General features: G+C 70.3%; 17 protein-coding genes. 11 read left to right on the plus strand and 6 right to left on the minus strand.

Going from position 1 to position 22,886, the window contains the following annotated elements; translation table 11 throughout:
* Window positions 1-21 precede the first annotated feature (21 nt).
* The 5 genes from VT85_RS01660 to VT85_RS01680 form a co-directional block, all read right to left on the minus strand.
* On the minus strand, window positions 22-1,740 hold the full coding sequence (locus tag VT85_RS01660) for an ATP-binding protein (protein ID WP_068409603.1): 1,719 nt from the start codon (window positions 1,738-1,740) through the stop codon (window positions 22-24).
* A 115-nt stretch (window positions 1,741-1,855) separates the two neighbouring features.
* Window positions 1,856-2,602, minus strand: coding sequence for a TylF/MycF/NovP-related O-methyltransferase (locus tag VT85_RS26425; RefSeq protein WP_082858902.1), 747 nt, complete (start codon window positions 2,600-2,602; stop codon window positions 1,856-1,858).
* Window positions 2,603-2,794: 192 nt separating this feature from the next.
* The gene (locus VT85_RS01670; protein WP_068409605.1) at window positions 2,795-3,907 is read right to left on the minus strand and encodes an MlaD family protein; all 1,113 of its coding nucleotides are present in this window, start codon (window positions 3,905-3,907) and stop codon (window positions 2,795-2,797) included.
* Window positions 3,908-4,041: 134 nt separating this feature from the next.
* On the minus strand, window positions 4,042-5,613 hold the full coding sequence (locus VT85_RS01675) for an RNA polymerase sigma factor (protein WP_197491038.1): 1,572 nt from the start codon (window positions 5,611-5,613) through the stop codon (window positions 4,042-4,044).
* A gap of 127 nt (window positions 5,614-5,740) precedes the next feature.
* Window positions 5,741-6,328: a hypothetical protein gene (locus VT85_RS01680; RefSeq protein ID WP_156512613.1), complete on the minus strand. Its 588-nt coding sequence runs from the start codon at window positions 6,326-6,328 to the stop codon at window positions 5,741-5,743.
* Window positions 6,329-6,632: 304 nt separating this feature from the next.
* On the opposite strand from VT85_RS01680, the gene VT85_RS01685 reads away from it, so the two are divergent.
* The 5 genes from VT85_RS01685 (at window position 6,633) to VT85_RS01705 (ending at window position 13,332) form a co-directional block, all read left to right on the plus strand.
* Entirely contained in the window at window positions 6,633-8,651 is a 2,019-nt protein-coding gene (locus VT85_RS01685; protein ID WP_082858279.1) for an Nramp family divalent metal transporter, read from the plus strand.
* Window positions 8,652-8,865: 214 nt separating this feature from the next.
* Entirely contained in the window at window positions 8,866-9,294 is a 429-nt protein-coding gene (locus VT85_RS01690; protein WP_068421229.1) for a hypothetical protein, read from the plus strand.
* Between the two features lie 315 nt (window positions 9,295-9,609).
* Complete coding sequence (locus VT85_RS01695; RefSeq protein WP_068421232.1) at window positions 9,610-9,930, plus strand: TMEM14 family protein; 321 nt, start codon at window positions 9,610-9,612, stop codon at window positions 9,928-9,930.
* A 139-nt stretch (window positions 9,931-10,069) separates the two neighbouring features.
* Window positions 10,070-11,971 carry a DUF1549 domain-containing protein gene (locus VT85_RS01700; RefSeq protein WP_068409612.1) on the plus strand — a complete coding sequence of 634 codons (1,902 nt, stop codon included), beginning with the start codon at window positions 10,070-10,072 and terminating at the stop codon, window positions 11,969-11,971.
* A gap of 56 nt (window positions 11,972-12,027) precedes the next feature.
* Window positions 12,028-13,332 (plus strand): DUF1501 domain-containing protein, encoded by a 1,305-nt coding sequence (locus VT85_RS01705; protein WP_068409614.1) that lies wholly within the window; start codon window positions 12,028-12,030, stop codon window positions 13,330-13,332.
* 18 nt (window positions 13,333-13,350) lie between these two features.
* On the opposite strand, the gene VT85_RS01710 is transcribed toward VT85_RS01705, so the two are convergent.
* A complete protein-coding gene (locus tag VT85_RS01710) occupies window positions 13,351-14,229 on the minus strand; it encodes a hypothetical protein (protein ID WP_156512614.1) in 879 nt (292 codons plus the stop codon).
* 439 nt (window positions 14,230-14,668) lie between these two features.
* Here VT85_RS01710 and VT85_RS01715 point away from each other — a divergent pair, with 439 nt between their 5' ends.
* From VT85_RS01715 to VT85_RS01740, 6 genes are all read left to right on the plus strand, one after another.
* Window positions 14,669-15,253, plus strand: a complete 585-nt coding sequence (locus VT85_RS01715) for a hypothetical protein (RefSeq protein WP_156512615.1) — start codon at window positions 14,669-14,671, stop codon at window positions 15,251-15,253.
* Window positions 15,238-15,471 (plus strand): hypothetical protein, encoded by a 234-nt coding sequence (locus VT85_RS01720; RefSeq protein ID WP_156512616.1) that lies wholly within the window; start codon window positions 15,238-15,240, stop codon window positions 15,469-15,471. Before VT85_RS01715 ends, VT85_RS01720 begins: the two co-directional genes overlap by 16 nt.
* A gap of 336 nt (window positions 15,472-15,807) precedes the next feature.
* Entirely contained in the window at window positions 15,808-16,800 is a 993-nt protein-coding gene (locus VT85_RS01725; RefSeq protein ID WP_068409622.1) for a hypothetical protein, read from the plus strand.
* 291 nt (window positions 16,801-17,091) lie between these two features.
* Window positions 17,092-17,481 (plus strand): hypothetical protein, encoded by a 390-nt coding sequence (locus tag VT85_RS01730; RefSeq protein WP_068409624.1) that lies wholly within the window; start codon window positions 17,092-17,094, stop codon window positions 17,479-17,481.
* Window positions 17,482-17,818: 337 nt separating this feature from the next.
* The gene (locus tag VT85_RS01735) at window positions 17,819-21,292 is read left to right on the plus strand and encodes a Tex-like N-terminal domain-containing protein (RefSeq protein WP_068409627.1); all 3,474 of its coding nucleotides are present in this window, start codon (window positions 17,819-17,821) and stop codon (window positions 21,290-21,292) included.
* Window positions 21,293-21,643: 351 nt separating this feature from the next.
* Window positions 21,644-22,861, plus strand: a complete 1,218-nt coding sequence (locus tag VT85_RS01740; RefSeq protein WP_068409629.1) for an ABC transporter permease — start codon at window positions 21,644-21,646, stop codon at window positions 22,859-22,861.
* Window positions 22,862-22,886: the final 25 nt, after the last annotated feature.

The raw sequence follows: 22,886 nt of genomic DNA on the forward strand, positions 1-22,886 counted from the left end.
CGGCTTCGGCGAGGCCCGGGATCACTCGTCGGGGAGGTCGTCCGGGGGGACCGGGTCGTCGGCGTGATCCCTGGGCTCGGGGCGACGGACGGCGGGAAGTTCGATGCTGAAGGTGGAGCCCCGCCCCAGCTCGGAGGCGACCTGGATCGAGCCGCCGTGCTCCCGGACGATCTTCTGGGAGACGGGGAGGCCCAGGCCGGTCCCGCGCGAGCCCTTGCTGCTGGAGAAGATCTGGAACATCCCCGGGATGTCGCCCTCCTCGATGCCGCGGCCGTTGTCCTTGATGCGGATTCGGATGAGGCCGGCGTCGGCGTCGTGCTCGATCTTGATCGCCACGCAGGCGTCGACCGCCCCCTCGGCGGCGTCGATCGCGTTGGTGAGGACGTTCAGGACGGCCCGATGGATGCCGTCGGGATCGACCCAGATCTTGGGGAGGTCCGGTCGCGGGTCCCATTCCAGGCGGACGTCGAACTCCTCGGCGCGGGACTGCATCAGCTCGACGACGTCGCCGACGGTCTCGTTCAGGTCGGTCGGCTCCAGGGCCGGCTCGCGATCCTTGGAGAACGAGAGCATGTCCATGACGAGGTTGTAGATCTTCGTCTGGTTCTTCTCGACGATCGTCCAGCCCCGGCGGACGATCGACTCATCCTTCTCGTTGAGGCCCAGGTCGATCAGGTAGCTCCCGCCGCGGACCCCCTGGAGGATGTTCTTGATGTGGTGGGAGAGCGTGGCGATGGTCTGGCCGACGGCCGCCAGCCGCTCGGCCTGGATCTTGTCGTTATAGAAGGTGGTGTTCTCGATCGCCAGGCCCGCCTGGTGTCCGATGGCCACCATGAGCATGAGGTGGTCCTGCGAGAACTTGCCGCCGCGGCCGGGCTTGCCGACGGGGATCAGGGCCGAGCCGTCGGCCTGGATGTCGGCGTAGAGGACGCCAAGGGTGGTGTGGCGGCCCTGGACGGGGACGCAGATGGCCTCGCGGATGCGGAGGTCGAGGATCGACTCGGCGGGGCCGAACCGGGTGTCGCCCGGGGCGTCGGTGGTGATGACCCCCTGGCCCTGTTCGAGCACGTAGTCGGTGATCGTGCTGGAGATGGCCATCCGCTCGTCGGCCTCGACCGAGGTCCGCCAGCGGACGGCCTTCGGGGTCAGCACGCCGGCCTCGTCGCGGAGGAGGATCGCGCCGCGGTCGGCGCCGATGGACTCGAAGACCAGCTCCAGGACCTGGGGGAGGAGCGAGTCGACGTCGAGGATGTGGCTGACGGCCTGGGTGGCCCGGTACATGACCGAGAGGCTCATCAGCCGCTCGCGGAGCCAGCCCGCCGCGCCGTCGGGCTGCTGGAGCACGCGCGAGCCCTCGTCGGAGGGGATGCTCCGGAGGATGGCGGAGCGGTCCTCGGGGCTGCTCTTGCTCAGCAGGTCCACCCGCGCCGTGAGGTCGCGGCGGGCGCCCAGCGGCCCTTCGTTGTAGAGCATGACCGTCTGGCCGAGCTGGAGCCGGTCGCCGGTGCGCAGCGGGGCCTGGTCGACGAGGTGGCCGTTGACGAACGTCCCGTTGGCCGAGCCCAGATCGAAGACCCGATACAGTTCGTCGTCCAGCCGGATCTCGGCGTGGCGCCGCGAGACTTCCGTATCATGGAGCCGGATGGCGTTCGAATTGTCGCGTCCCAGGGCGACGGGGCTCGCTTGGAATTCGTATCGCTTGCCCTGATCGGCCCCTTGGATGACGAACAAGGAGGCCACGGGGATCGATCTCCTCGGCGAGCGTGGTGGGCGTCCCGGGAAGTCCGGTGAAAGTCACCCTACCGCATGGCGCACGCGCCGTCAACCGGCGGCGACGACGCGGCGCGAGGGCGTCTCAGCCGGCGACCCTCGTGATCTTCATGGAGCTGGCGGAGTCGTCCAGGACGAACCCGCCGGACAGGCCCCGCAGGAATTCGTCGGCGGCCTTCCGGCAGCCTCCCCAATCGAGATAGTCGTCGAGGATGATGCTCCCGCCGGGCGCGAGGTTCGGGTAGATCCGCCGCAGGCACGTCATGACGGGATCGTACCAGTCGACGTCGACGTGCGCGAAGGCGACCGGCCCGTCGATCTTCAACGTGTCCTGGACGAGCCCCTTGATCAGCGACATCGACCGTTCCTCGGGATCGATGCCGAAGCTTCTCAGGTTCGCCAGGACCACGTCGTAGAGGTTTTCCTGGTATCCGTAGTACTCGTCGCCGGCGATCCCGAGCGACTTCCCCTCGACGATATCGCGATACCGGTCGTGGACGTCGGCCGTATCCTCCTCCGTCGGCGGGGGGATCATCCCGAAGACGTCGTAGACGAAGAAGGGGCGATCGGGCCTCTTGAGGCTCGCGATCAGGATCGACGAGCCCCCCAGCGCGCAGCCCGCCTCGAGGAAGACGCCGGGCGTCCCGGCCGCCTCGAGCGCGCGGCAGGTCGTCGCCACGGAGGCCAGCTTTCGAGCCGTGAGATAGGTGAGCCTCTGCTCCCGGACCCGCTCCAGAAGTTTCCGATCTTCCGCACGCAGCGACGCCATCCGTTTGGCGTTCTTCGTCCAGTCGACGAGTTTCTTGAGATAGCCCTTCGCTGTGGTTGCCATCGATGGCTCTCCGGGCGGCCGCCGCCGGCCGCCCGTCGGCGGTGGATCCGCGGCGTGGACGCCCGGCCCTCTCCCGAGCTGTTCGACGATCGAGAACATTTTGTTCAGAACGGATCATTTCGCGGCTCGCGGCGGAGTGCAAGCGCTAGATCGCGCGCGCGTTTAAAAAAATCAACGCGGTGCGGCCGGAGGTCAAGCCTGGGGCGTGAACAGGATGATCTCGATCCGACGCGCCGGCAGCTCGTCGACGTTCTCGGCCAGGCGGGGGGCCTGCCCGCCGAAGCCCACGGCGGCCACCTTGCGGCTGCGGAACCAGCCCGCCGAGCCGATCCCGTGCTGATCCACCAGATATTTGCGGACCGCGTCGGCCTGCTCCTGGGTGAGGGCGTCGGCCAGGTCGGGATCGGCGTCGGGGTCGGTGAAGGCGGCGATCACGACCTCGGACTTCTGCCTGCTGGTCTTGCGGAACCAGCGGGCGACCTCGTCGAGCCGGGTCTTGCCGACCGGCGTCAGAACCGCGAGGCCGGGCTCGAACAGCTCCTCGGAGGTGAGCGATCGACTCTCGCGCAGGGCACCGGGCCGGTAGAGGACGAGGTCCCGCTCATAATACGCCCGAGACTCGAAGTAGCGGGAGATCGGCCACGTCTGCTTGATCGCCGTCAGGTCGTCGTCGAGCGTCTCGACGGCCTTCTCGCCCTTCCTCGTCAGGGCGACGAGGTTGTCATAGACCGAGTCGTCCTGGATCAGCTTGCCCAGGCTCCCCTTCCCCGCGCGGACCTCCCCCGCCAGCGCGGCGAGATGCTCCAGCCCGCTCCGGGCCTCGGTCGCGGTCGCGTCGAACTTCCTGAGCGATTCACCCGCCTGGCGCATCAGGTCGGCGAGGTCGGTCGGGGCCTCGGATCGGATCAGGGCCCCTTCGGGCGCGGCGGGGGCGTCCGGCTCGCCGGGCTTGAGGTCGACGACCCGCGCCCCGATCATCCCCTCGACGGCGATCCGCGCGGTCGTGTCCTCGCGGACCAGCCGGTGCAGGGTCTCGTCGATCCGCAGGACCAACTCCACCGGATCGCCGGGACGCGACGGCGGGACCACCCGCTCCACCACCCCGGCGTCGATCCCCTGGAACCGGACCCGGTGGCCGGGCTCGACTCCCACGACGCTGGGAAACTGCGCGCGGACGTGGAACGTGGGCTGAGTCTGCCAGCGCCGGTTCGCCACCTGCATCAGGCCGAACGCCGCGACCGCCAGCACGATCACCGCGAATCCGACGTTCGCCAGCATCCGCCATCGCCCCATCGCCTGCGCCATGCCCCACCGCCCCTCGCCCGTCGGCCTGGGAATCGCCCCGCCCGTCCTCTTGTAGGTAAAGGGACTGGATCTATGATTCGCCTCGTCGAGATTCCTGACAAGGTGAGAAGCGGGGGAGCGAGGTGGCATCTCGGTCATTTCGTCGGCGTCGGCGTCGGCGTCGGCGTCGGCGTCGGCGTCGGCTCGGCCGACTTGGCGTGGCGGAACAGACGGAGCCCCGCCAGCAGCGCACTGACCTGTTCATGGCCGAGTTTCGCATGGGAGACCACAAGCTCTCCTTCGCGTGGGCCGGTAGCGACGTAAGGCGAGCCCTGACCCCTCGCCACCCACCGCGATGGGCTGATCGTCGAGGTGATCACTTTGATGAGGGCCTGGGCGTCCGGTCCGCCGCCGGAATCGGCCGGATCCGAGTGAGAAAGCAGCAGGTCGGAAACGTCGTAAGTTTGCGGTTGGTGTAGCCCGTTGGTCCCGAACGCGGTCCCCTGCTCGTCCTGAAAGCGGCGCAACCCCCGGAGAAGCGCCCCCACTCGCTCGTGGACCTCGGGCTCGCCTCGGATGATCAGGCTGCGGCTCAGGAAGAAGGGGGTGATGTCGCGGGCGCTCCCATCCTTCTCCTTCCAGTGCTCCGGCTCGATCGTGCTCGTGATGAGTTCGATCATCGGGGACATGTCGACCTGAGGCCGGCTTACGGAGGGCGTGGTGGGATCGGCGAAGGTCACTACCTCTGGGGGCTTGGTGGGATCGTCGAGAATCAGATCCCCGATGAAGTAGGTCACCGTCGTGGGAGGGGCCTTCCGCTTCGGGGCCGACTTGGGGCTCGGGGCGGGCGATTCCTGGGTCGTGGGTTCCCCATCCTGCCCCTGGGCCAGCACGCCGATCCCGGTCGCCAGCATCCCGGCCGTCAGCAGGCCCAACCCGGTCGTCTTCAATCTGGTCATCAGTATTCCTCCATGAACTTCCTGAGACAGTGCGACCACTTCGGTGGAGACGAGGGCCGCCCACGGCGTGCGGCCGGTCAGGCACGCGGCCTTGAGCAACGGGGCGAGGCGAGTCGCCGGAAGCGTCGCCGAGGCGGCTTCTCGGGACAAGCTCGCGACGAGCGCGCCGGCCGTCATCGCGACGCCACGGCGGGCGAGTCGCTTCGCGAGCATCGAACGGGCCCGCGAGAGTCGGCCCGAAAGAGTCCCGATCGGCCAGCCGAGGCGTTCCGCCGCCTCGGCGTAAGATTGACCTTCAAGGTCGCACAGGACGATGGGCGTCCGGTACTTCTCGGGCAACCCGGCCAGCGCCCGGTCGAGCGATTCGGAGAGCGCGTCTCGAGCCTCGCGGGGCGTCTCCCAGGGCTCCGACGCGGCGCAGACGGAAGTTTCGCGGGCCAGGCGTTTCGCCCTCGTCGCCCTCGCCTTGAGGGCCGTCCGGTGGGCGACCCCGTGGAGCCAGGCCCCGAGCCTCTCGGCCGGCGACACCATCCCCGCCCGCCGGGCCAGGACGAGGAAGGTCGCCTGGAAGGCGTCCTCCGCGTCGTGGTGATCCCGGAGGACCCGCCGGCAGACGCCCCAGACCATCGGCCCGTGGCGGTCGACGATCGCCCCGAAGATCGCCTCCTCGCGGCGTGCGACGAAGCGATCCAGGAGCTGGGCGTCGGAGAGCCCTCCGGTGGCGCCGACTTCGAGCAGGCTTTGCAGGCCGTGGACTGTTCCGATCATCCCGCCGCGTTTCCCCGAGTTCCGTCCCATCATTCCCCTTCGCCTCACCCCTTCCTTACCGGCTCGGAGCCGGTTTGCTACGGGATTTTTCCGAAGCTTCGGGGAGAAGGGGCCGAGACGGGCTCGATCAGGGCTCCGGGTAGATCGGCGTGGGGTAGTAGTTCATGGGGGCGTAGCCGTGCCAGTAGCCCGAGTAGTGGTTGGTGCCGTAAGGGCCCATGCCGTAGGACTGGCCGTAGGTCTGGTAGCGGGAGTCGGGCGTGTAGGCCGGGACGATCCCCTGCGCCGGGAGGTTGAAGTCGGCCAGGTTGCCCCGAGGCAGGACGCGGCGGAAGGGGGCGGGAGGACGGTTGTAGCCCCTCGCGTAGGTTCGCGTCGCCTTGCGGGTGGCGGCGTTGCCGACCGCCTTCTTGCCGGCGTCGACCGCGGCGGGGGCGACCTGGTCGGGTTCAAGGCCGGCGTGGGCCGCGTTGTTCGCCTCGATGGTCGCCGCCTCAAGCCGGGATTCGGGGACGCCGGGGATGATCGGGGTGGAGAAGAAGGTTCCGAAGCGGGATTCGACGATCCCCGGGTAGGGATAGTAGAGGGAGGGAGCCTGGACGTACTGGCCGCCGAAGCCGCCGTAGGCGGGGAAGCCCCCGAGGTCCTGGGCGCGCGCCGTCGTGACCGAGAAGGTCGCCAGGCACGCCGCCACGCCGAGTAAAGACCGCCTCATGGATGGACACTCCTGATGCTGGTTCGCGGCTCCTCCCCGACGCGTCGCCCGGCGTCGGGGTTCGATCTCATCTTACAGCCTACTACGTCCCGGTCGCGGCCGTGCGACGGAATCCGGCGGGGAACCGCGTGGGACTTCGCGGTTTCGGTTTCCCTAAATTTTGGTTTCGTCGATTTCCAATCTGCTCTTGCAAGTCGCCGAAACGAGAGTTACATAAGTAGGACCAGATTTATTTAGGGACCAAGCAAGAACGGTGCCACGCTCGCGGGAGCGACGTCGGCGTCGTGCGGAAGCGAGGGTGGGCATGGCCGCGGTCGAGGATGTGGGGGCGGATCGACGTTCGCTGGAGGACGTCCACGGCTCGGTCGACGTGCCGACGGGCGGTGGGCGGTTCGGGCGATTTCGGCGGATGTTCTCGTTCATGGGGCCGGCTTACCTGGTGAGCGTCGGCTACATGGACCCGGGCAACTGGGCGACCGACCTGGAAGGCGGCGCGCGGTTCGGCTACGCCCTGCTCTGGGTGTTGCTGATGTCGAACGTGATGGCGCTCCTGCTCCAGACCCTGGCCGCGCGGCTGGGGGTGGTCACGCGCCACGACCTGGCGCAGGCGTGCCGGGCCGAGTATTCGCCCCGGGTCAACGCGACCCTCTGGGTGCTGGCCGAGATCGCCATCGCGGCGACCGATCTGGCCGAGATCCTGGGGACGATCATCGCCCTCAAGCTGATGTTCGGGATGCCCATGCTCCTGGGCTGCGCGATCACGGCGTTCGACACGTTCCTCCTGCTGTACCTCCAGCGCTGGGGGATGCGGAAGATGGAGGCGGTGATCCTGGCCCTGGTGGCGACGATCGGGGCCTGCTTCCTGATCCAGGTCTTCATGGCCCAGCCCGACCTCGGGGGGATGGCCGCGGGCCTCAAGCCGTCGCTGCCGCCCGGCTCGCTGTTCGTGGCGATCGGCATCCTGGGGGCGACCGTGATGCCCCACAACCTCTACCTGCATTCGGCCCTGGTGCAGACGAGGCGGATCGGGACCGACCAGCGGAGCAAGGCGACGGCCTGCCGGTACTACCTGTTCGACTCGACGATCGCGCTGAACGCGGCCTTCTTCGTGAACGCGGCGATCCTGGTCTTGAGCGCGGCGGTCTTCCACGCCAACGGCCGCGAGGTGGCGACGATCGAGGAGGCGTACGAGCTGCTCCCCGGCTTCCTGGGGGCGGCGGCGCCGATCCTCTTCGGCGTGGCCCTGCTCTGCGCCGGGCAGAGCTCGACCCTGACGGGGACGCTGGCCGGCCAGATCGTGATGGAGGGCTACCTGCACCTGCGGATCGCCCCCTGGCTGCGCCGGCTGATCACGCGGATGATCGCCCTGATCCCGGCGGTGGTCGTGATCGCCCTGGCGGGCGAGCGGTCGACCCAGGGGCTGCTGGTGCTCAGCCAGGTGATCCTGAGCTTGCAGCTCTCGTTCGCGGTCATCCCGCTGATCCACTTCACGTCGGATCGGCGGAACATGGGGGCGTTCGCGACCCCCTGGTGGGGGCAGATCCTGGCCTGGTCCGTGGCGGCGGTGATCGTGGCGCTGAACGGCTATCTGGTGTACGGCCAGATCGAGGAGTGGATCCTGGCGGCCTCGGCGTCGGGGATCTTCCTCGGGCCGATCCCCCTGGTCTGGCCGGTGGCGGCGGGCCTCGTGCTCCTGACCGGCTCGGTCGTGGCGCTCCTGTGCTGGGTGTTGATCAAGCCGATCGTCCGACCCTCGCCCCCCTGGCGGCTCCCCTCGCGGACGGAAATGGACTGGGCGGAGGCGCTTCGGCCGAGGTCGCTGGGGAGGATCGGCGTGGCCCTGGAGCACACCGCGGCCGACGTCGAGATCCTCAACCGGGCGATCAGCCTGGCCGAGTCCCAGGGGGGGGGCGCGGAGCTGGTGCTCCTGCACGTGGTCGACTCCCCCCTGACGGCCCTCCACGGGCCGATGACCGCCGACCTGGAGACCGGGGCCGACGCCGAGTATCTCGACAGCCTGGTGCGGGTCCTGACCGAGAAGGGCTACCGCGCCCAGCCCGCCCTCCTCTACGGCCCCGACCCGGCCCGAGTCCTGATCGAGCACCTCGGCGAGCGGCCGGTGGACATCCTGGTGGTGGGCTCGCACGGCCACGGTTGGGTCCGCGACCTGCTCTACGGCGAGACCGTCGACCGCGTCCGCCACAGCCTCGACGTCCCCATGCTCATCGCCCGCCACGACCCCCAGGCGTCGGCCGGGGGCGGGAATTCGGGGGAAACCGACGGAATCACTGGGCTTGACCCGGCGATTCGGCCGATTCCTTAACCGAGTAAGAAGCCCGGCGACCGTGACGCGAGACTCGCGAAGCGGTCTTCGAGAGCGGGTCGATTCGCGGTTCTTCCGCGTCATCGCATCCGGTCGCCGGGTTTTTAGAAATACGACTCCCCGCGGCGGCCCGCCTCCCCCTTACGGGGGCTCTAGGAAATAGGCGAGCCGGCCGAGAACGCCAAGGAGGGTGGAAGCTATGGGGTTGCCCGGCATGAGTTCGCCGCGAGGAGCCACGCGCCGTCGGGCGGCGCTCTGGACGACGCTGGCGATGGGCTTCGTCCTGCCGTCGGTGGGCTGCCAGGTGGAATACGCCGGCATGACCTTGCCTTCCGGCAAGTACATGCACGACGACGTCCAGTACTTCTCCAAGGGCCCCGAGTTCCCCTGGGCGAACACCCAGGCGGCGACCCAGCGGGCCCGGATGCGCTCCATGGGCATGGACGTGCCCGGAAGCGCCGAACCGATCACGAACCAGCGCTCCGCGCCGGGGTCCATCCCCGCCATCCAGCGCCAGTTCGGCCAGCCGACCGATGTCAACTCCAGCCCGCTGGAAGACATCCCGCCGCCGCCCAACCCGGGCGTCAACCCCGACGACAACCAGGTCCCGGACGAGGCGGCCCCCCAGCGCAACCGCCCCTGACCTGACCGGAAGTCGACGCGGCCGGGTCCCGAGCCCGGCCGTCCCCCCGAGGGCGACGCCTCCGACGATCCCGGCGCCAGACGCACGGAGATCGACGGAGACGCCGCCCTCGGGCCGTTTCGAAGGCCGCCGCCCTCGAATGCGGAGGCCCCCGGACCTCGGGGACGATTCTCGCCCGCGCCCGGAACCCCGCGATCGAGGGCGAGACGCCGTCCGGGGCGCCCGGTTGACTCGGACGAGGCGGCACCCTAGCCTCGTAGACTCGGCGACACGATCGATTCCGCACCCTGGCCGAGGTCCCCGATCGCCATGTCCATGATCCATTCCGCCCAGATCCTCCTGGCCGTCTACATCGCCTTCCTCGGCGCCGGCGGGATCGTGGGGTACAAGAAGGTGGGCAGCCGGGCGTCGCTGATCGCCGGGAACACCAGCGCGGTGCTCTGCCTGGCCGCCCTGCTCTACTCGCTCCTCGTCGACGCCGAGCGCGGGCTCCAGGCGGCCGCCATCCTCGCCCTGGTCTTGACGATCTATTTCAACTACCGCTTCGTGGCCAAGACGCGGCGGTTCATGCCCTCCGGCCTCCTGGCCTTCATCAGCCTGGGCGTCTTCACCTGGCTCCTCATCACCGTCCTCTGATCCCGATCCGCCCGACGCGGCGGGAAAAAATTCCGTCCGGAACGCGACACCTTCGTCCTATCCTGGTGTTGAATACTCCATCGGAAGAGATGCGCGTCCCGGCGCGCCGATCGTCGTCCTGAACGGGGGAGCGGCCGTGATGAATGAGGGGACCGTCGATCATCGCCGAGGATCCGGGAGGTGGGCGACGCTCGCGGCGGCCGGCTGGCTCGGCCTCGCAGCCGTCGCCATCGCCGAGGACCCTCCCGCGCCCGCCGCCGAGGCCAGGCCGGGCGTGAAGGCCGAGGCCGACAAGCCCCCGGACGCCCAGGCCGCGAAAGAGGTCGTCCAGGCGGCGGTGAAGAAGAAAAGGGCCAAGCCCGCGCCGGCCCAGCCCCCGAAACGGCCCGAGCGGAAGGTCGTCGCCCCGACGATGACCTCGGCCGACCTCGACGCCCTCGTCGCGGCCCGGCTCGCCGGGAACAGCCCGGGGGTCAAGCCGGCCCCGGCGACCGGCGACCTCGAGTTCGTCCGCCGGATCTACCTCGACGTGACCGGCGTCGTCCCCACCCCGGTCCAGGTCCGCGACTTCCTCCAGGACGAGTCGGCGACCCGGCGGGCCGACCTGATCGACGAACTCCTGGCGACTCCCGACTACGCCCGCAACTGGTCGCGCTACTGGCGCGAGGTGGTCCAGTTCCGGGCCTCGAACGCGAACGCCCAGCAGGTCCGCTACGACCTTCTGGAAGACTGGCTCGCCGACCAGTTCTCGCGGAACCGCCCCTGGGACGAGATCGCCGTCGCCCTGCTCACGGCCCAGGGCCGGACCGACGAGAACGGGGCCGCCAGCTTCGCGGCGGCGCACACGGCGTCGCCCGTGCAGCTCGCGGGCGAGGCCTCGCGGGTCTTCCTGGGCGTGCAGATCCAGTGCGCCGAGTGCCACGACCACAAGACCGACTCCTGGAAGCGAGAACAGTTCCACGAGCTGGCGGCGTTCTTCGCCGGCGGCCGGGTGCGGCGGGTGGTCAAGCCCTCGCCGGGCGTGCGCGCCGCCTTCGCCGTCGAACAGGCCCCCCGCGCCCGATACGCCATGCCCGACCTGAGCGACCCGGCCAAGACCATCCCCGTCAAGCCTCGGTTCTTCCTCGCGTCCTCGGGATCGGGGACGGCCGAGCGCGTCCCCGACGGCCTCTCCCCCGCGCAGCTTCGCGAGTTGGCCGCGTCGTACATCACCGGCCAGGACAACCCCTGGTTCGCCCGCGCCTACATCAACCGGATCTGGACCGTCCTGATGGGCGAGGGCTTCTACGACCTCATCGACGACATCGGCCCCGAGCGCGAGGTCCACGGCCAGGAGATTCTCTTCCCGTTGGCCGACCAGTGGCGCGAAGGGGGGTACGACGTCCGCTGGCTGTTCCGCACCCTCCTGAACACCCAGGCCTACCAGCGGCGGGCGCGTCCGGCCTCCTCGCCGGCGGGCCGCACCCAGCTCGCCGCCGCCTGCGCCAGCCGACTCCGCTCCGACCAGATCTTCGAATCGCTGGCCGTGGCGCTCGACCTGCCGACCGGCTCCGACCCGGCCCCGAACGGGTCGCCCCGGAAGGCCGACGGCACGCCGCTCAAGCCGGTGAAGGCGTCGGCGAAGGCCAAGAACGTCAAGAAGGCCGCCGAGGCCGCCGGGCTGGCCGGGGCCGCCGGCAAGGGGCCCGCTCGCGGCACCCTCCGCAACCCGTTCAACAAACTGTTCGGCGTCGACCCCTCCACGCTCCCCGACGAGGTCCTCGGCACCATCCCCCAGGCCCTCTTCCTCATGAACGGGCCGATCGTCCACAACCGCACCCAGGCCCGTCCGGGGACCCCCCTGGGAGCGATCCTGGCGCGGTCGACGGGGGATCGCGAGGCGCTCGACGCCCTCTACATGCTCGTCCTCTCGCGGCGGCCGAACGCCAGGGAGGTCGAGGTCTGCGGCGCGTACATGGCGAAGGCCGGCGACCGCAAGGAGGCGTTCGAGGACGTCTACTGGAGCCTCGTGAATTCGACCGAGTTCCTCTCGCGACGCTGAGACCGACCCCCACGGACCCGACCGGCCGACCGACTTTCGCACGGAGCAGATCGTCCATGCGCACCGATTCGAACATCGTCCAGGTGGCCATGAATCGCCACGGGGTCCTCGGCCGTCGCGGGTTCCTCCGGAGCCTGGGGCTCGGGGCCGCGGGGCTCCTGGGCGGGGCGGCTCCGCTCGGCCTCACCGACCTGCTGACCCTCCGCGCCGACGAGCTGCGCAAGCGGCAGACCGCCTGCATCCTGCTCTGGATGTCCGGCGGCCCGAGCCAGTTGGAAACGTTCGACCCCAAGCCGGGCACCGACCACGGCGGGGAGACGAAGGCCATCGAGACCGCCGCGCCGGGGATCTCCATCGCCCAGGGGTGGGAGAAGACGGCCGCCGCCATGAAGGACGTCGCCCTGATCCGGTCGATGACCAACAAGGAGGGGAACCACCAGCGGGCCGACTATCAGCTCCACACCGGCTACACCCCGACGGCCACGCTCAAGCACCCGGGCCTCGGCTCCATCGCCGCGGCCGAACTGGGCGACTCCGGCTTCGACCTCCCCCACATGGTCGCCATCGGCGGGCCCACCGTCGGCGCGGGGTTCCTCGGCGCCGAGTACGAGCCGTTCGTCGTCCCCAACGTCCAGCGCCCTCCCGACAACGTCCAGGCCCGCGTCCCCGTCGACCGCTTCCGGCGTCGGCTGGGCCTTTTGAATCGGCTGGAGAAGGTGGGCTTCGAGCAGGCCGGCGGCGCCGACCGCGTCCGCGACCATCGCGCCCTGTACACCCAGACCTCCAAGATGGTCCTCTCCCCCCGGATGAAGGCGTTCGACCTGGACCAGGAGAGCGCCGAGGTCCGCGACGCCTACGGCCGGACCCCGTTCGGCCAGGGCTGCCTCCTCGCCCGGCGGCTGGTCGAGTCGGGCGTGACGTTCGTCGAGGTCCGCTGCGGCGGCTGGGACACCCACGCCCAGAACAACGACCGAGTCGGCAAGCTGGCCGGCCAGGTCGATCCCGGCTTCGCGACCCTGATCAACGACCTCAAGGGGCGCGGGATGCTCGACCGCACCTTGATCGTCTGGATGGGCGAATTCGGCCGGACCCCCAAGATCAACGCCACCGCCGGACGCGACCACTTCCCCCGCGTCTTCAACGTCGCGCTCGCAGGCGGCGGCGTCAAGGGGGGCCAGGTCATCGGCGCCTCCGGCCCCGACGGGACCGAGGTCAAGGACCGCCCCGTCACCGTCCCCGACCTGATGTCCACCATCTGCCACTCCCTCGGCATCGACGCCGACAAGGAGAATCAGACCGCCATCGGCCGCCCCATGCGGATCGTCGACGGCGGCAAGCCGGTGGCCGAACTCTTCGGCTGAACCGGATCGGGCGTCGTCTCAGGAACGATCGGTTCGGCCCCCACGACCACCGACCACGGCCCGGGCTCCCAGGGCCGCGGCGACGCCCCCGAAGATCCAGAGGGCGGACGGCTCGGGGACCTGCAAGGGGTCGGGGGGGATCGGCGGCGGGATCGGCGAGGGCGCGGCCTGTCCCGGGGGGGTCAGGATGAAGGCGTCCACCACCGTGCTCCACGGCTGGTCCGGGTAAGGCCCCGGGCGCGCCCCGTGGACGAGGAGGTTGCCGCGATCGTCGATGCCGGTGGCGATCATCGTGCCGTAGGTCGCGAGGAGTTCGGCGGGCACCAGGGCTTCGAGCGGCGTCGACGTCCGCGAATTCACGTCGAACAACCACGTCTTCTGAGTTTGAGTTGTGTACCCGCCGAAATCCGTCACCAGGATCTGGTTCGACTGGCTCAACATCATCTCGCTGTGGCTCGCGAGCACCCCGGGCAGAAGATCGACCAGCAGTGCATATCCACCGTCCTCCGAGCGGACGGTGAACACCCTCGACCGGGCGTCCCAGGGGTTCGACGGGTCGCCCCCCTCGGCGGGGACGGTGCCGATCGAGGTCCCGGCGTCGTTGACCTCGGTGACGATCATCGGGTACGTCACGGTCGTGGGGGAGTCGCCCCCATACGCCCGGGTCACCGTCGGCGGGTTTAAAAGCTCGTCGACGTTCGGCGATCGCGTCGTCATCGCGAAGGGGTAGGACACCCCTGTCGTGGAGTTGTTGAGCGTCGACGACATCCAGAGTTCTCGGAGTTCTCCCACATGGGTGGCGGTATAGGGCGAGGCGGAAGAGACCGACGTCAGGGCGACCCCGAGAGCCGTCGCCAGTAGAGATCGCCCAACGAGCCCGATCGCCGCGTCTTTCATCTCGCCCTCCCCCGTCGAAACCGTGGTGCCGTTCGGAGCCTCGTCGCGCCGGTCGGCCGCGATTCTTCGGGAACCGGCGATCCCGTCAAGGCGGATTCAGGCATCGCGTCGTGATGGCGTGGGTGGAGTCGTGTCGCGAGGCGCCCGTCGTGGAGTCGGGAATGGCGCGGTTTTTCCGAAAGCCTGGGCCGGCTCCTGTCGATGATAGGGGATGTATCGGGAGGGCCCGGCGCGCGGTCGATCGCGTCGCCGAAGCGTCTCGGGGCCGGAGGCCTCGGGGCGACGGTCGGGAAGGACGGGGGGCGGAGCCCCTCGGAGCGTCCGGCCGAACTGGTCAAGCAAGATGGCCGACCCGGTTTCGACCGCAACGGCCGCGGATCGTCGACGTCCCGAAGCGGGGCGAGCGGCGGGCGCGGCCTCCTGGGAAAGGAGTTCCCGCATGCGTTTCTCCACACGGTTGGTTCCGGGACTGCTCGGACTGGCGTTCGCCGCCTCGCTGACCGCCGACGCGGTCGGCCAGGAATTCGGCGGCCCGCAGGCGGCCCCCGCGTCCGCGCATAGCCACAAGGGCCTGTTCGGCCGTCGGGATTGCACCGAGTGCCAGCGGGCCCGGGCCAAGGCCCGCGACGGCGTCGACGTCCCGCCGCCGCCGTCCGCGATGCCCCGCGGCGCCGCCCCGGCGGGCGTGGCGCACCAGCACGGCCATCCCCACGCGCACGTCCAGGCCGTCGCCCCCGGCACCACCGGCTGCGCCTCGTGCGAGGCCGACGCCGCGGCGATGGGGGGGACGATCGTCCCCGGCTCGATCGTCGTGAGCGACTCCCCGGCGGCGGGCCGGGCCGTCGTCGGCGGCGAGACCGTCGTCGCCGAGTTCCCGACCGGTCGCGCCGTCTCCGGGGGCGCCGCTCCCGAGCCGGTCGGCGTGGCGCGGGCCAGCCAGGGCAACTTCACCCCGGCCGCCGGCGCGCTCGCCTCGGGCCCCAGCCCGGCCCCCGCGACCCCTCGGTCATGCCGTCCAGCATGATCCCGCCCCAGACCGCCATCGGCGGGACGACGGCCCGCAGCCCCCGGATCATCACCCACATGCTCGACCTCCCCGACCTGACCCGGATCGGCCGCGCGGCCCGCGAGCGTCGCGATCGCGCCGACCGCTCGTCGCACGCCTCGATCTCCTATCAGGAGGGCGTGGGCCCGGTCACGGAACTCCCCGCCTCGGTCGTCTTCGGCAAGGGCGGCCGCTGAGCCCAGCCCCCGGCGCGGCCCTCTCGGCCGCGTCCCGGAGAGCGAACGCCTGAATCGGATGGCCCGGTCCCCCGACCTGTAGCGGGGAGCCGGGCCGTTCCGGCGTTTCGAACGTCGGAATGGTTCGAGATCCGTCCCGCCCCGCACCGATCACAAGAGGCAAGGCCAGAGATGGCCGCGGAGGATCGACGGCGACGCCCCGAGCAGGACGCCCGGGCTGCCACGAACCTCGGCTCGCTTTGATTCCGGACGATCCAGGAGGGTTCATGCAGAACGGGTAAGGGATTGACCATGCGTTGTTTCGGAAATCGGCGAGTGGCCTCTTACGCCCTCGGAATGGCCGCTCTCCTCGGGATGAGCCTGAGCGCGCCGGCGAAGGGTGACGGATGGCGTCTGCACCCCACGCTCCCCGGCGAAGTGCCGGCCTATGACTACACCACCGGCGGCGAGTACTTCGCCCCGCCGGTCCCCTACGGCCACTACGCCAAGGACCCCGTCGGGCACGCCGTCGGCGCGGTGCACGGCGCGGCGGGACACCTGAAGGGCAAGCTCGCGGGCCTTCACGGCCTGGGTGCGGGCTGCGGGGCCGGCTGCGGCCACGGCCACGGCAACGGCCATAACCTGGGAGACGGACTTGGACATCACGGCCGCGGCGGGCTCGGCGACGGCTGCGGCCTCTGCTCCGGCCTGGGAGGCTGCAAGCACGGCGGGGCGGGCATCGGCTCCGGCCTGGCGGGCCTCGGCGGCCACGGGCTGGGCAAGGGACACGGCCACGGCCACGCCGCGGCGGTTCCCGTCGCCCGTCCCAAGAACTTCGGCCCCTATCACCCCGCCGGGGTGGTCGCGACCGCCCAGTCGGCCCCTTCCCCCCAGGCTCTCGTGATGCCGGCCGGTCAGGTCGCCTGCGGTGACAAGGGCTGCGGCCTCGGCGGGCTCCACAACCACCTGTCGGGCCTGGTCGGCAAGCTCAAGTGCAAGCTCTGCGGCGGCAACGGCTGCGGCGGCTGCGGGGGCCTCGGCCTCGGCGACCCCTGCTCCTCCTGCGGCGGCAACGGCTGCGGGGCCTGCCGCGGCTGCGGGCTGCTCTCCAAGCTCAAGCAGTGCCTCGCGTGCGGCGGCGCCGGCTGCAAGCACTGCCTGGCGGGCCTCGGCGGCCTGAAGGGCAAGCTCCACGGCCTGCTCGGCGGCGTCGTCGGACCCAAGTACGACTACTTCGTCGGCGCCGGCGGGCCCGTCCCGCTGACCCCCGGCTATGTCCCTTATATCGTCACGACCCGTTCGCCCCGCGATTTCTTCGCCTTCCCGCCTATGACTCCGGACGGATTCTGACGATCTACTGAATACGGAACGGTGACGGCCCGAAAGGCCCGGCGCGTAACCCGCGCCGGGCCTTTTTTCGTGGCCGTTCGGGATCACGCCCGGCGAGGACCTCCGGGCGCCATCGCTCAGGGAAAGGAATGCCATGCCAGACCCCACGCCCCTCTCCGGGGCCCGGTCGCTCCGCCGCCGGCCCCGCCTCGCGACGGCCGTCGCGCTGACGCTCGCCCTGGCGGGCGGCGTCGCCCGGGCCCAGACCCCCCGCCCCGCGTCCCCGAGATCGGGGAGCGGAGCGGCCTCATCATGCGGTCGACCGACATCCCCGGACGCCTCCCCCCGGACCCGTATCGCGACAACTTCTACGCGACCCGGTACGCCGACCGCGGCCTGGTGAAACACCTGCGCGTCAATCCCAAGGATCAGGGCCTCTACGGCCTGGGCTGGAAGGCCGCCGACACCGAGGTCGTCTACCCGTTCTTCTACGGCAATCCGGGCCGATCCACCGTCACGGCGTCCAGCAAGCCCTGGCCCCGCCCCCTGCGCGCCTTGCAGGGGATGGTCGAGCCGTTCCGGCCGGTCGGCATGTACTACAGCAACGGCGCCCACGTGCCGATCTACGACGTCGACCCCCTCGTCCCCGGCCCCGGCCCCTACCCCTACCCGTTCTATTTCAACTGGGGCCACGGCGGCTGAGCCGACACGACCCGACGAGGGACCGGCCGACCCCCTCGGCCGAGCCGGTCCCCTCGATTCCCTCCCGGCGGCCCGCCTTGCCCATATCCCCCAAGTCCTGTCAGAAAGCTCGGCCGCATCAGGATTTGGGGGGACGTTCCCGTTCGACGGGGTTCTTGACACGACCACGACGATGATATAAGTTGTCCAGACTCGTTATAAGGCTAGGCGTCTTCGTGCGCTCGGATCGAACCGCGAGCCGTCTCCTTGGGGTGCGACGCTGCACTCGGCCCTCCGTGGCCGGTCCCGCCGCCTCCCCCTTCGCCGTCGTCACACCTTGGTGCAGAGTAGAGGCTCCATGGACAACCCGATTCAGGTCGACCTGGGCCGAATCGCGCAAGACTTGCAGATCCGGCGCGTTCAGGTGGAAAGCGTCGTCCAGTTGCTGGACGAAGCCAACACCGTCCCGTTCATCACGCGCTATAGGAAAGAGCGGACCGGCAACCTCAATGAGGTTGTGATCCGCGAGATCCAGATCCGCATCCAAAGGCTTCGCGAGCTCGCCGAGCGTAAAGAAACGATCCTCAAGACGATCGACAAGCAGGGGAAGCTCACCCCCGAGCTCGACGCCGCCATCCGATCGGCCGAGAACCTCAAGCGGCTGGAAGACCTCTATCTGCCGTTCAAGCCCAAGAAGCGGACCAAGGCTTCGGAGGCGCGCGAGAAGGGCCTGGAGCCCCTGGCCGCCCGGATCTGGAACCGCGACGAGACCCTGACCGACCTCATCGCCGCCGCCCAGGAATTCGTCGACGCCGAGAAGGGCCTCGACACCCCCGAGAAGGTCCTCGAAGGGGTCCGGTACATCCTCGCCGAGGCGATCAGCGAGATGGCCGCCGTCCGCGAGGCCGTCCGCAAGGCCGTCTGGAAGACCGGCAAGCTCGTGACCTCCAAGGGCGAGGTCCCCGAGGGCCAGGGCCTGGAATATCGCGACTACTTCGAGTACAGCGAGCCCGTCGCCCAGGTCCCGCCGCACCGCGTGCTGGCGATCAACCGAGGGGACAAGGAAGGCCCGCTCAAGGTCAAGCTCGAAGTCTCGCGGCCCGACCTGGAAGCCGCGTTCTTCGGCCAGCTCCCGCTCGAAGGCCATCCCCAGGCCGACGCCTTCCACGCCTCCGCCGTCGACGCGCTCGAACGGCTGATCCTGCCGAGCATGGAACGCGAGGTCCGGCACGACCTGACCGAGACCGCCGAGAAGCACGCGGTCGACGTCTTCGCCCGCAACCTCCGCAGCCTGCTGCTCCAGCCCCCCATCCCCAAGCAGGTCGTGCTGGCGATCGACCCGGGCCTCCGCTCCGGGTGCAAGGTCGCGGTGCTCGACCCCAACGGCGGCCTGCTGGAGCAAGGGATCATCTATCCCCACGCCCCCCAGGGACGCCGCTCCGAGGCCAAGGTGTTCCTCAAGGATCTGGTGGCGAAGCATCAGGTGAACGTCGTCGCCATCGGCAACGGCACCGCCTGTCGCGAGACCGAGGAACTGGTCGCCGAGATCATCGCCGAAGGGCATGAGTTCAGCACCGACCCCGAAGCCCGCGCCGCCGCCGAGGCCGCCGTCGCCGCCGCGATCGCCGCCGCACCCCCGCGTCGCGAGACCCAGAGGGAACGCGAGCCGCAGGCCGCCGCGACCGAGACTGTCGGCGAGCCCGTCGCCGAGGCCCCGGCCGAGGACGGCGCCGAGCATCAGGCCCACCCCGTCGAGCATGAGGTTGAAACGGGAGCCGAAGTCGCAGCCGAAACCGAGGTGGCGGCCGAAACCGAGGTCGCGGCCGTGAGCGAGTCCTCCTCGGTCGAAGCCCCCGCGTCGGCCGCGAGCGAACCCTCCGCGCCCGAAGAGGCCCCCGCCCCGATCGCCGAGGCCGAGGCGTCCCCCTTCACGGTCCCGGACGATTTCCAGGCCGAGGGTGAGGAAGAGGAAGAGCTGCCGCCCATCTCCGGCGGCGCCCCGGACTCGATCACCCCCGAAACCGAGACCGGCGAGCCGGCGCAGCCCGCCTCTCACGAGCACCAGGCCCATCCCGCGGCCGAGGCGGCGGCCCCCGTCGAAACTGCGGCGCCCGAGCCGACGGCCTCCGTCGAGACTCCGGCGAGCACCGAGGTCGCGGCCGAGCCGACCGCGAGCCCCGAGTCGCCCGCCGAGGCCGCGGCCGAAACGCCCGCGCCCTCTGAAGCTGAAGCGCCCGCCGAGGCCACGGCCGAGACGCCGGCGGCCGACGCGACCGTCGAAACTCCGGCCGCCGCCGAGGGGGGCCAGTCGAAGTCGGGCCGCTCCGAAGGAGGCTCCCGGGGCGAAGGCCGTCGCGGCAAGAACCGCGGGTCGCGCTCCCGAAACCAGCAGCCCCCGCCGCAGTTGCCCCCCGCGCCCCACGAGGCCGACGCCCTGCTGGCCCAGCTCGCCTACGTGATCGTCAACGAGGCCGGCGCCAGCGTCTATTCGGCCAGCCCGATCGGACGCGAGGAACTGCCCGAGTTCGACGCCACGCTCCGCAGCGCCATCTCGATCGGCCGTCGGCTCCAGGACCCGCTCTCCGAGCTGGTCAAGATCGAGCCCCAGAACATCGGCGTCGGCCTTTACCAGCACGACGTCAGCCCCAAGCAGCTCAAGGAGTCGCTCGACGCGGTCATCGCCAGCTGCGTGAACTTCGTCGGCGTGGACCTCAACACCGCGAGCGTCCCCCTGCTCCGCTACGTGTCGGGCCTCAACCAGCTCACGGCCCGTCGGATCGCCGATCGGCGCACGGAGAAGGGCCCGTTCACCAGCCGCGACGAGCTGATCGAGGTCGACGGGGTCGGTCCGGCGACCTTCACCCAGGCCGCCGGCTTCCTCAAGATCGGCGACGGCCCCCATCCGCTCGACCGGACGTGGGTCCACCCCGAGAGTTACGCCGCCGCGACCCGGCTGCTCGAGAAGTTCGAGTACGCTCCGGACGTCGTCCGCGACAAGGAGAAGCTCCCCGAGCTGCGGGCGAAGCTCGCCGAGGTCGACGTCCCCGCGCTCGCCGCGGAGCTGGAGATCGGCGAGCCGACGCTCAAGGACATCATCGAGGCCCTCGGCCGTCCCGAACGGGACCCCCGCGACGACCTGCCCAAGCCGATCTTCAAGAAGGGGGTCCTCAAGCTGGAGGACCTGACCGCCGGCATGGAGCTGAAGGGGACGGTCCTGAACGTCGTCGACTTCGGCGCGTTCGTGGACATCGGCCTGAAGGACTCCGGGCTGGTGCACATCAGCCAGCTCGCCAACCGCTACATCAAGAGCCCGCACGACGTGGTCAGCGTCGGCGACGTGGTCACCGTCTGGGTGATGTCGGTCGACCAGGACCGCAAGCGGGTCTCCCTGACGATGGTCAAGCCCGGCACCGAACGCCATCGCGGCCCCGGCGGCCCGTCCGGCGGCGGTCGTCGCGGCGAAGGGGCGCCCCAGGGCCAGGGTGGCGAAGGTCAGGGCCGTCGCGGCCGGGGCCCGCGCCCCAGCCCGTCGAACCTGACCGCCCCCCCGTGGGCGCCGCGCCGATCGATTCCCGACCGGAAGGGGGCGATCAGGGCCCGCGCCGGTTCGGACCCGGCGGCCCCGGACGACCTCCCGGTCAGGGCGGCTATCGCACCGGCGGCGGCCCCGGCCAGGGGCGCGGCGGTCCTCGCGCCGGCGGCGGCGGCGCCTACGGACGCGACAGCGGTCGCTTCGGCGGCCCGAGGCCGGACCCGCGCACCCAGGGGCCGGTCGCGCCGCGACCGCCCCGGCCGGCCGCCCCTCCCCCGCCGCTCTCGAAGGACGCCCTGACCGGCAACGTCCCATTGCGCACCTTCGGGCAGCTCAAGCAACTCTGGCAGGCCCGCGAAGACGAGCCCGGCCAGGAGGGCGAAGGCGCTCCGCCGTCCGACGCCGTCCGGCCGGAATCGACCCCACCGCCGGCCTCGGAAGCTCCGAACCAGGAGCCGGGCGAAGGCTGATCGCCGCGCCCGGCTCGACCGTCCTCGGCCTCGTCGGCCCCCTCCCCGGAGGGGGCCGACCGGGTCCGGGCGGGTGCCTTCATGATCGACGGCGCCGCGTCGCAGGTGGCTCTCCCCGGCGGCCCGTCGCGCGTCCCCCGGGGGGATTCCGGGAGGTCGAACACAGGATGGATGAATCAACATGGGTGTCTTCGCCTGGCGCAACCTGCTGACCCGTCCCATGCGGACGCTGCTCGCCCTGATCGGGCTCTCGATCCCGATCCTCGGCGTGCTCGGGCTCTTCAGCCTCTCCGACGGCTTGCGCAACATGGTGGGGGACACCCTGAGCCAGATCGAGGGGGTGGTCGTCCTCCGCGAGAACACCCCGAGCCCGGTCGCCAGCACGCTCTCGACCAGCGTCGTCGACAAGATCCGCGCCATCCCCGGCATCCGCGCCGTGGCCCCGGAGGCCTGGGGGATCGCCCCCAACATCGAGGGCCAGGGGATGCTGATGCGAAGCGTCGGCAAGCTCATGACCAAGGGGGCCGGGTCGATCTGGGACCAGCCGGTCATCTCCGGCCAGGACTACGCGACCCACAAGGACCTGAAAAGCGCCGTCTTCCCTCGGGCGCTCAGGGAGCGGGGCGAGGGTCGGTTCCTCGACGAGCGGGACATCGGCAAACCGAGCATCGTCATCAGCCGGAAGATCGCCCGCAACTTCCCGAACGCCCAGGGGGAGCCCCGCAAGGTCGGCGAGCACCTCCAGATCGGCGACGAGGATTGCGAGATCATCGGCATCTACGAGACCGGCTCGATGCTCCTGGACGTCGTCGTCGTGATGGACATCAACACCGCCCGGAAGATCCTCAAGATGCCCGAGGAGACCGTCTCCAGCATCTATGTGGAGGCCCAGACCCCGCCCGGCTACCAGGCGATCTGCGAGGCCATCGAGGCGGCCGAGCCGGGCGTGAGCGCCCGGAGCATGAACGAGGTGCAGGCGAACTTCGGCATGCTGATGGGCCAGGTCGACAAGGTCCTGATGATGATCGTCAGCCTGGCCCTGCTGGTCGGGGTCGTGGGGATCGTCAACACCATGCTCATGAGCACGACCGAGCGGTTCGTGGAGTTCGGCGTGCTGCGGACCAACGGCTGGTCGCAGGCGAACGTGCTCGGCCTGGTGACGCTGGAAAGCGCGTATCTGGGCTTGCTCGCCGGGGTCTCGGGCTGCGTGCTGGCCTGGTTGGGGACGCTGGTCGCCAATCAGTTCATCGGCGGCGGCCTGAAGCTGGGGGTCTCGCCGTTTTCGCTCCTGGTGGGCCTCGGGCTCTCGATCGCGACGGGCGTCCTGGGGGGCCTGTACCCCGCCTGGCGCGCCGCCAGGATGGTCCCGATGGAAGCCATCCGCCTGGGCTCCCACTGACGCCGGATCGATTCCCTTCCGCTGT

Origin of the sequence: Planctomyces sp. SH-PL62, from assembly GCF_001610895.1 — a bacterium.
Taxonomy (GTDB): domain Bacteria; phylum Planctomycetota; class Planctomycetia; order Isosphaerales; family Isosphaeraceae; genus Paludisphaera.

Coding starts and splice junctions, on each gene's coding strand:
- VT85_RS01735 (WP_068409627.1), top strand. CDS start 17,819: ATGGACAACCCGATTCAGGTCGACCTGGGCCGAATCGCGCAAGACTTG.
- VT85_RS01700 (WP_068409612.1), top strand. CDS start 10,070: ATGAATGAGGGGACCGTCGATCATCGCCGAGGATCCGGGAGGTGGGCG.
- VT85_RS01705 (WP_068409614.1), top strand. CDS start 12,028: ATGCGCACCGATTCGAACATCGTCCAGGTGGCCATGAATCGCCACGGG.
- VT85_RS01710 (WP_156512614.1), bottom strand. CDS start 14,229: ATGAAAGACGCGGCGATCGGGCTCGTTGGGCGATCTCTACTGGCGACG.
- VT85_RS01725 (WP_068409622.1), top strand. CDS start 15,808: ATGGCCGCTCTCCTCGGGATGAGCCTGAGCGCGCCGGCGAAGGGTGAC.
- VT85_RS01740 (WP_068409629.1), top strand. CDS start 21,644: ATGGGTGTCTTCGCCTGGCGCAACCTGCTGACCCGTCCCATGCGGACG.
- VT85_RS01680 (WP_156512613.1), bottom strand. CDS start 6,328: ATGAGGCGGTCTTTACTCGGCGTGGCGGCGTGCCTGGCGACCTTCTCG.
- VT85_RS01685 (WP_082858279.1), top strand. CDS start 6,633: ATGGCCGCGGTCGAGGATGTGGGGGCGGATCGACGTTCGCTGGAGGAC.
- VT85_RS01675 (WP_197491038.1), bottom strand. CDS start 5,613: ATGATCGGAACAGTCCACGGCCTGCAAAGCCTGCTCGAAGTCGGCGCC.
- VT85_RS01695 (WP_068421232.1), top strand. CDS start 9,610: ATGATCCATTCCGCCCAGATCCTCCTGGCCGTCTACATCGCCTTCCTC.
- VT85_RS01730 (WP_068409624.1), top strand. CDS start 17,092: ATGCGGTCGACCGACATCCCCGGACGCCTCCCCCCGGACCCGTATCGC.
- VT85_RS01720 (WP_156512616.1), top strand. CDS start 15,238: ATGCCGTCCAGCATGATCCCGCCCCAGACCGCCATCGGCGGGACGACG.
- VT85_RS01670 (WP_068409605.1), bottom strand. CDS start 3,907: ATGGCGCAGGCGATGGGGCGATGGCGGATGCTGGCGAACGTCGGATTC.
- VT85_RS01715 (WP_156512615.1), top strand. CDS start 14,669: ATGCGTTTCTCCACACGGTTGGTTCCGGGACTGCTCGGACTGGCGTTC.
- VT85_RS01690 (WP_068421229.1), top strand. CDS start 8,866: ATGAGTTCGCCGCGAGGAGCCACGCGCCGTCGGGCGGCGCTCTGGACG.
- VT85_RS26425 (WP_082858902.1), bottom strand. CDS start 2,602: ATGGCAACCACAGCGAAGGGCTATCTCAAGAAACTCGTCGACTGGACG.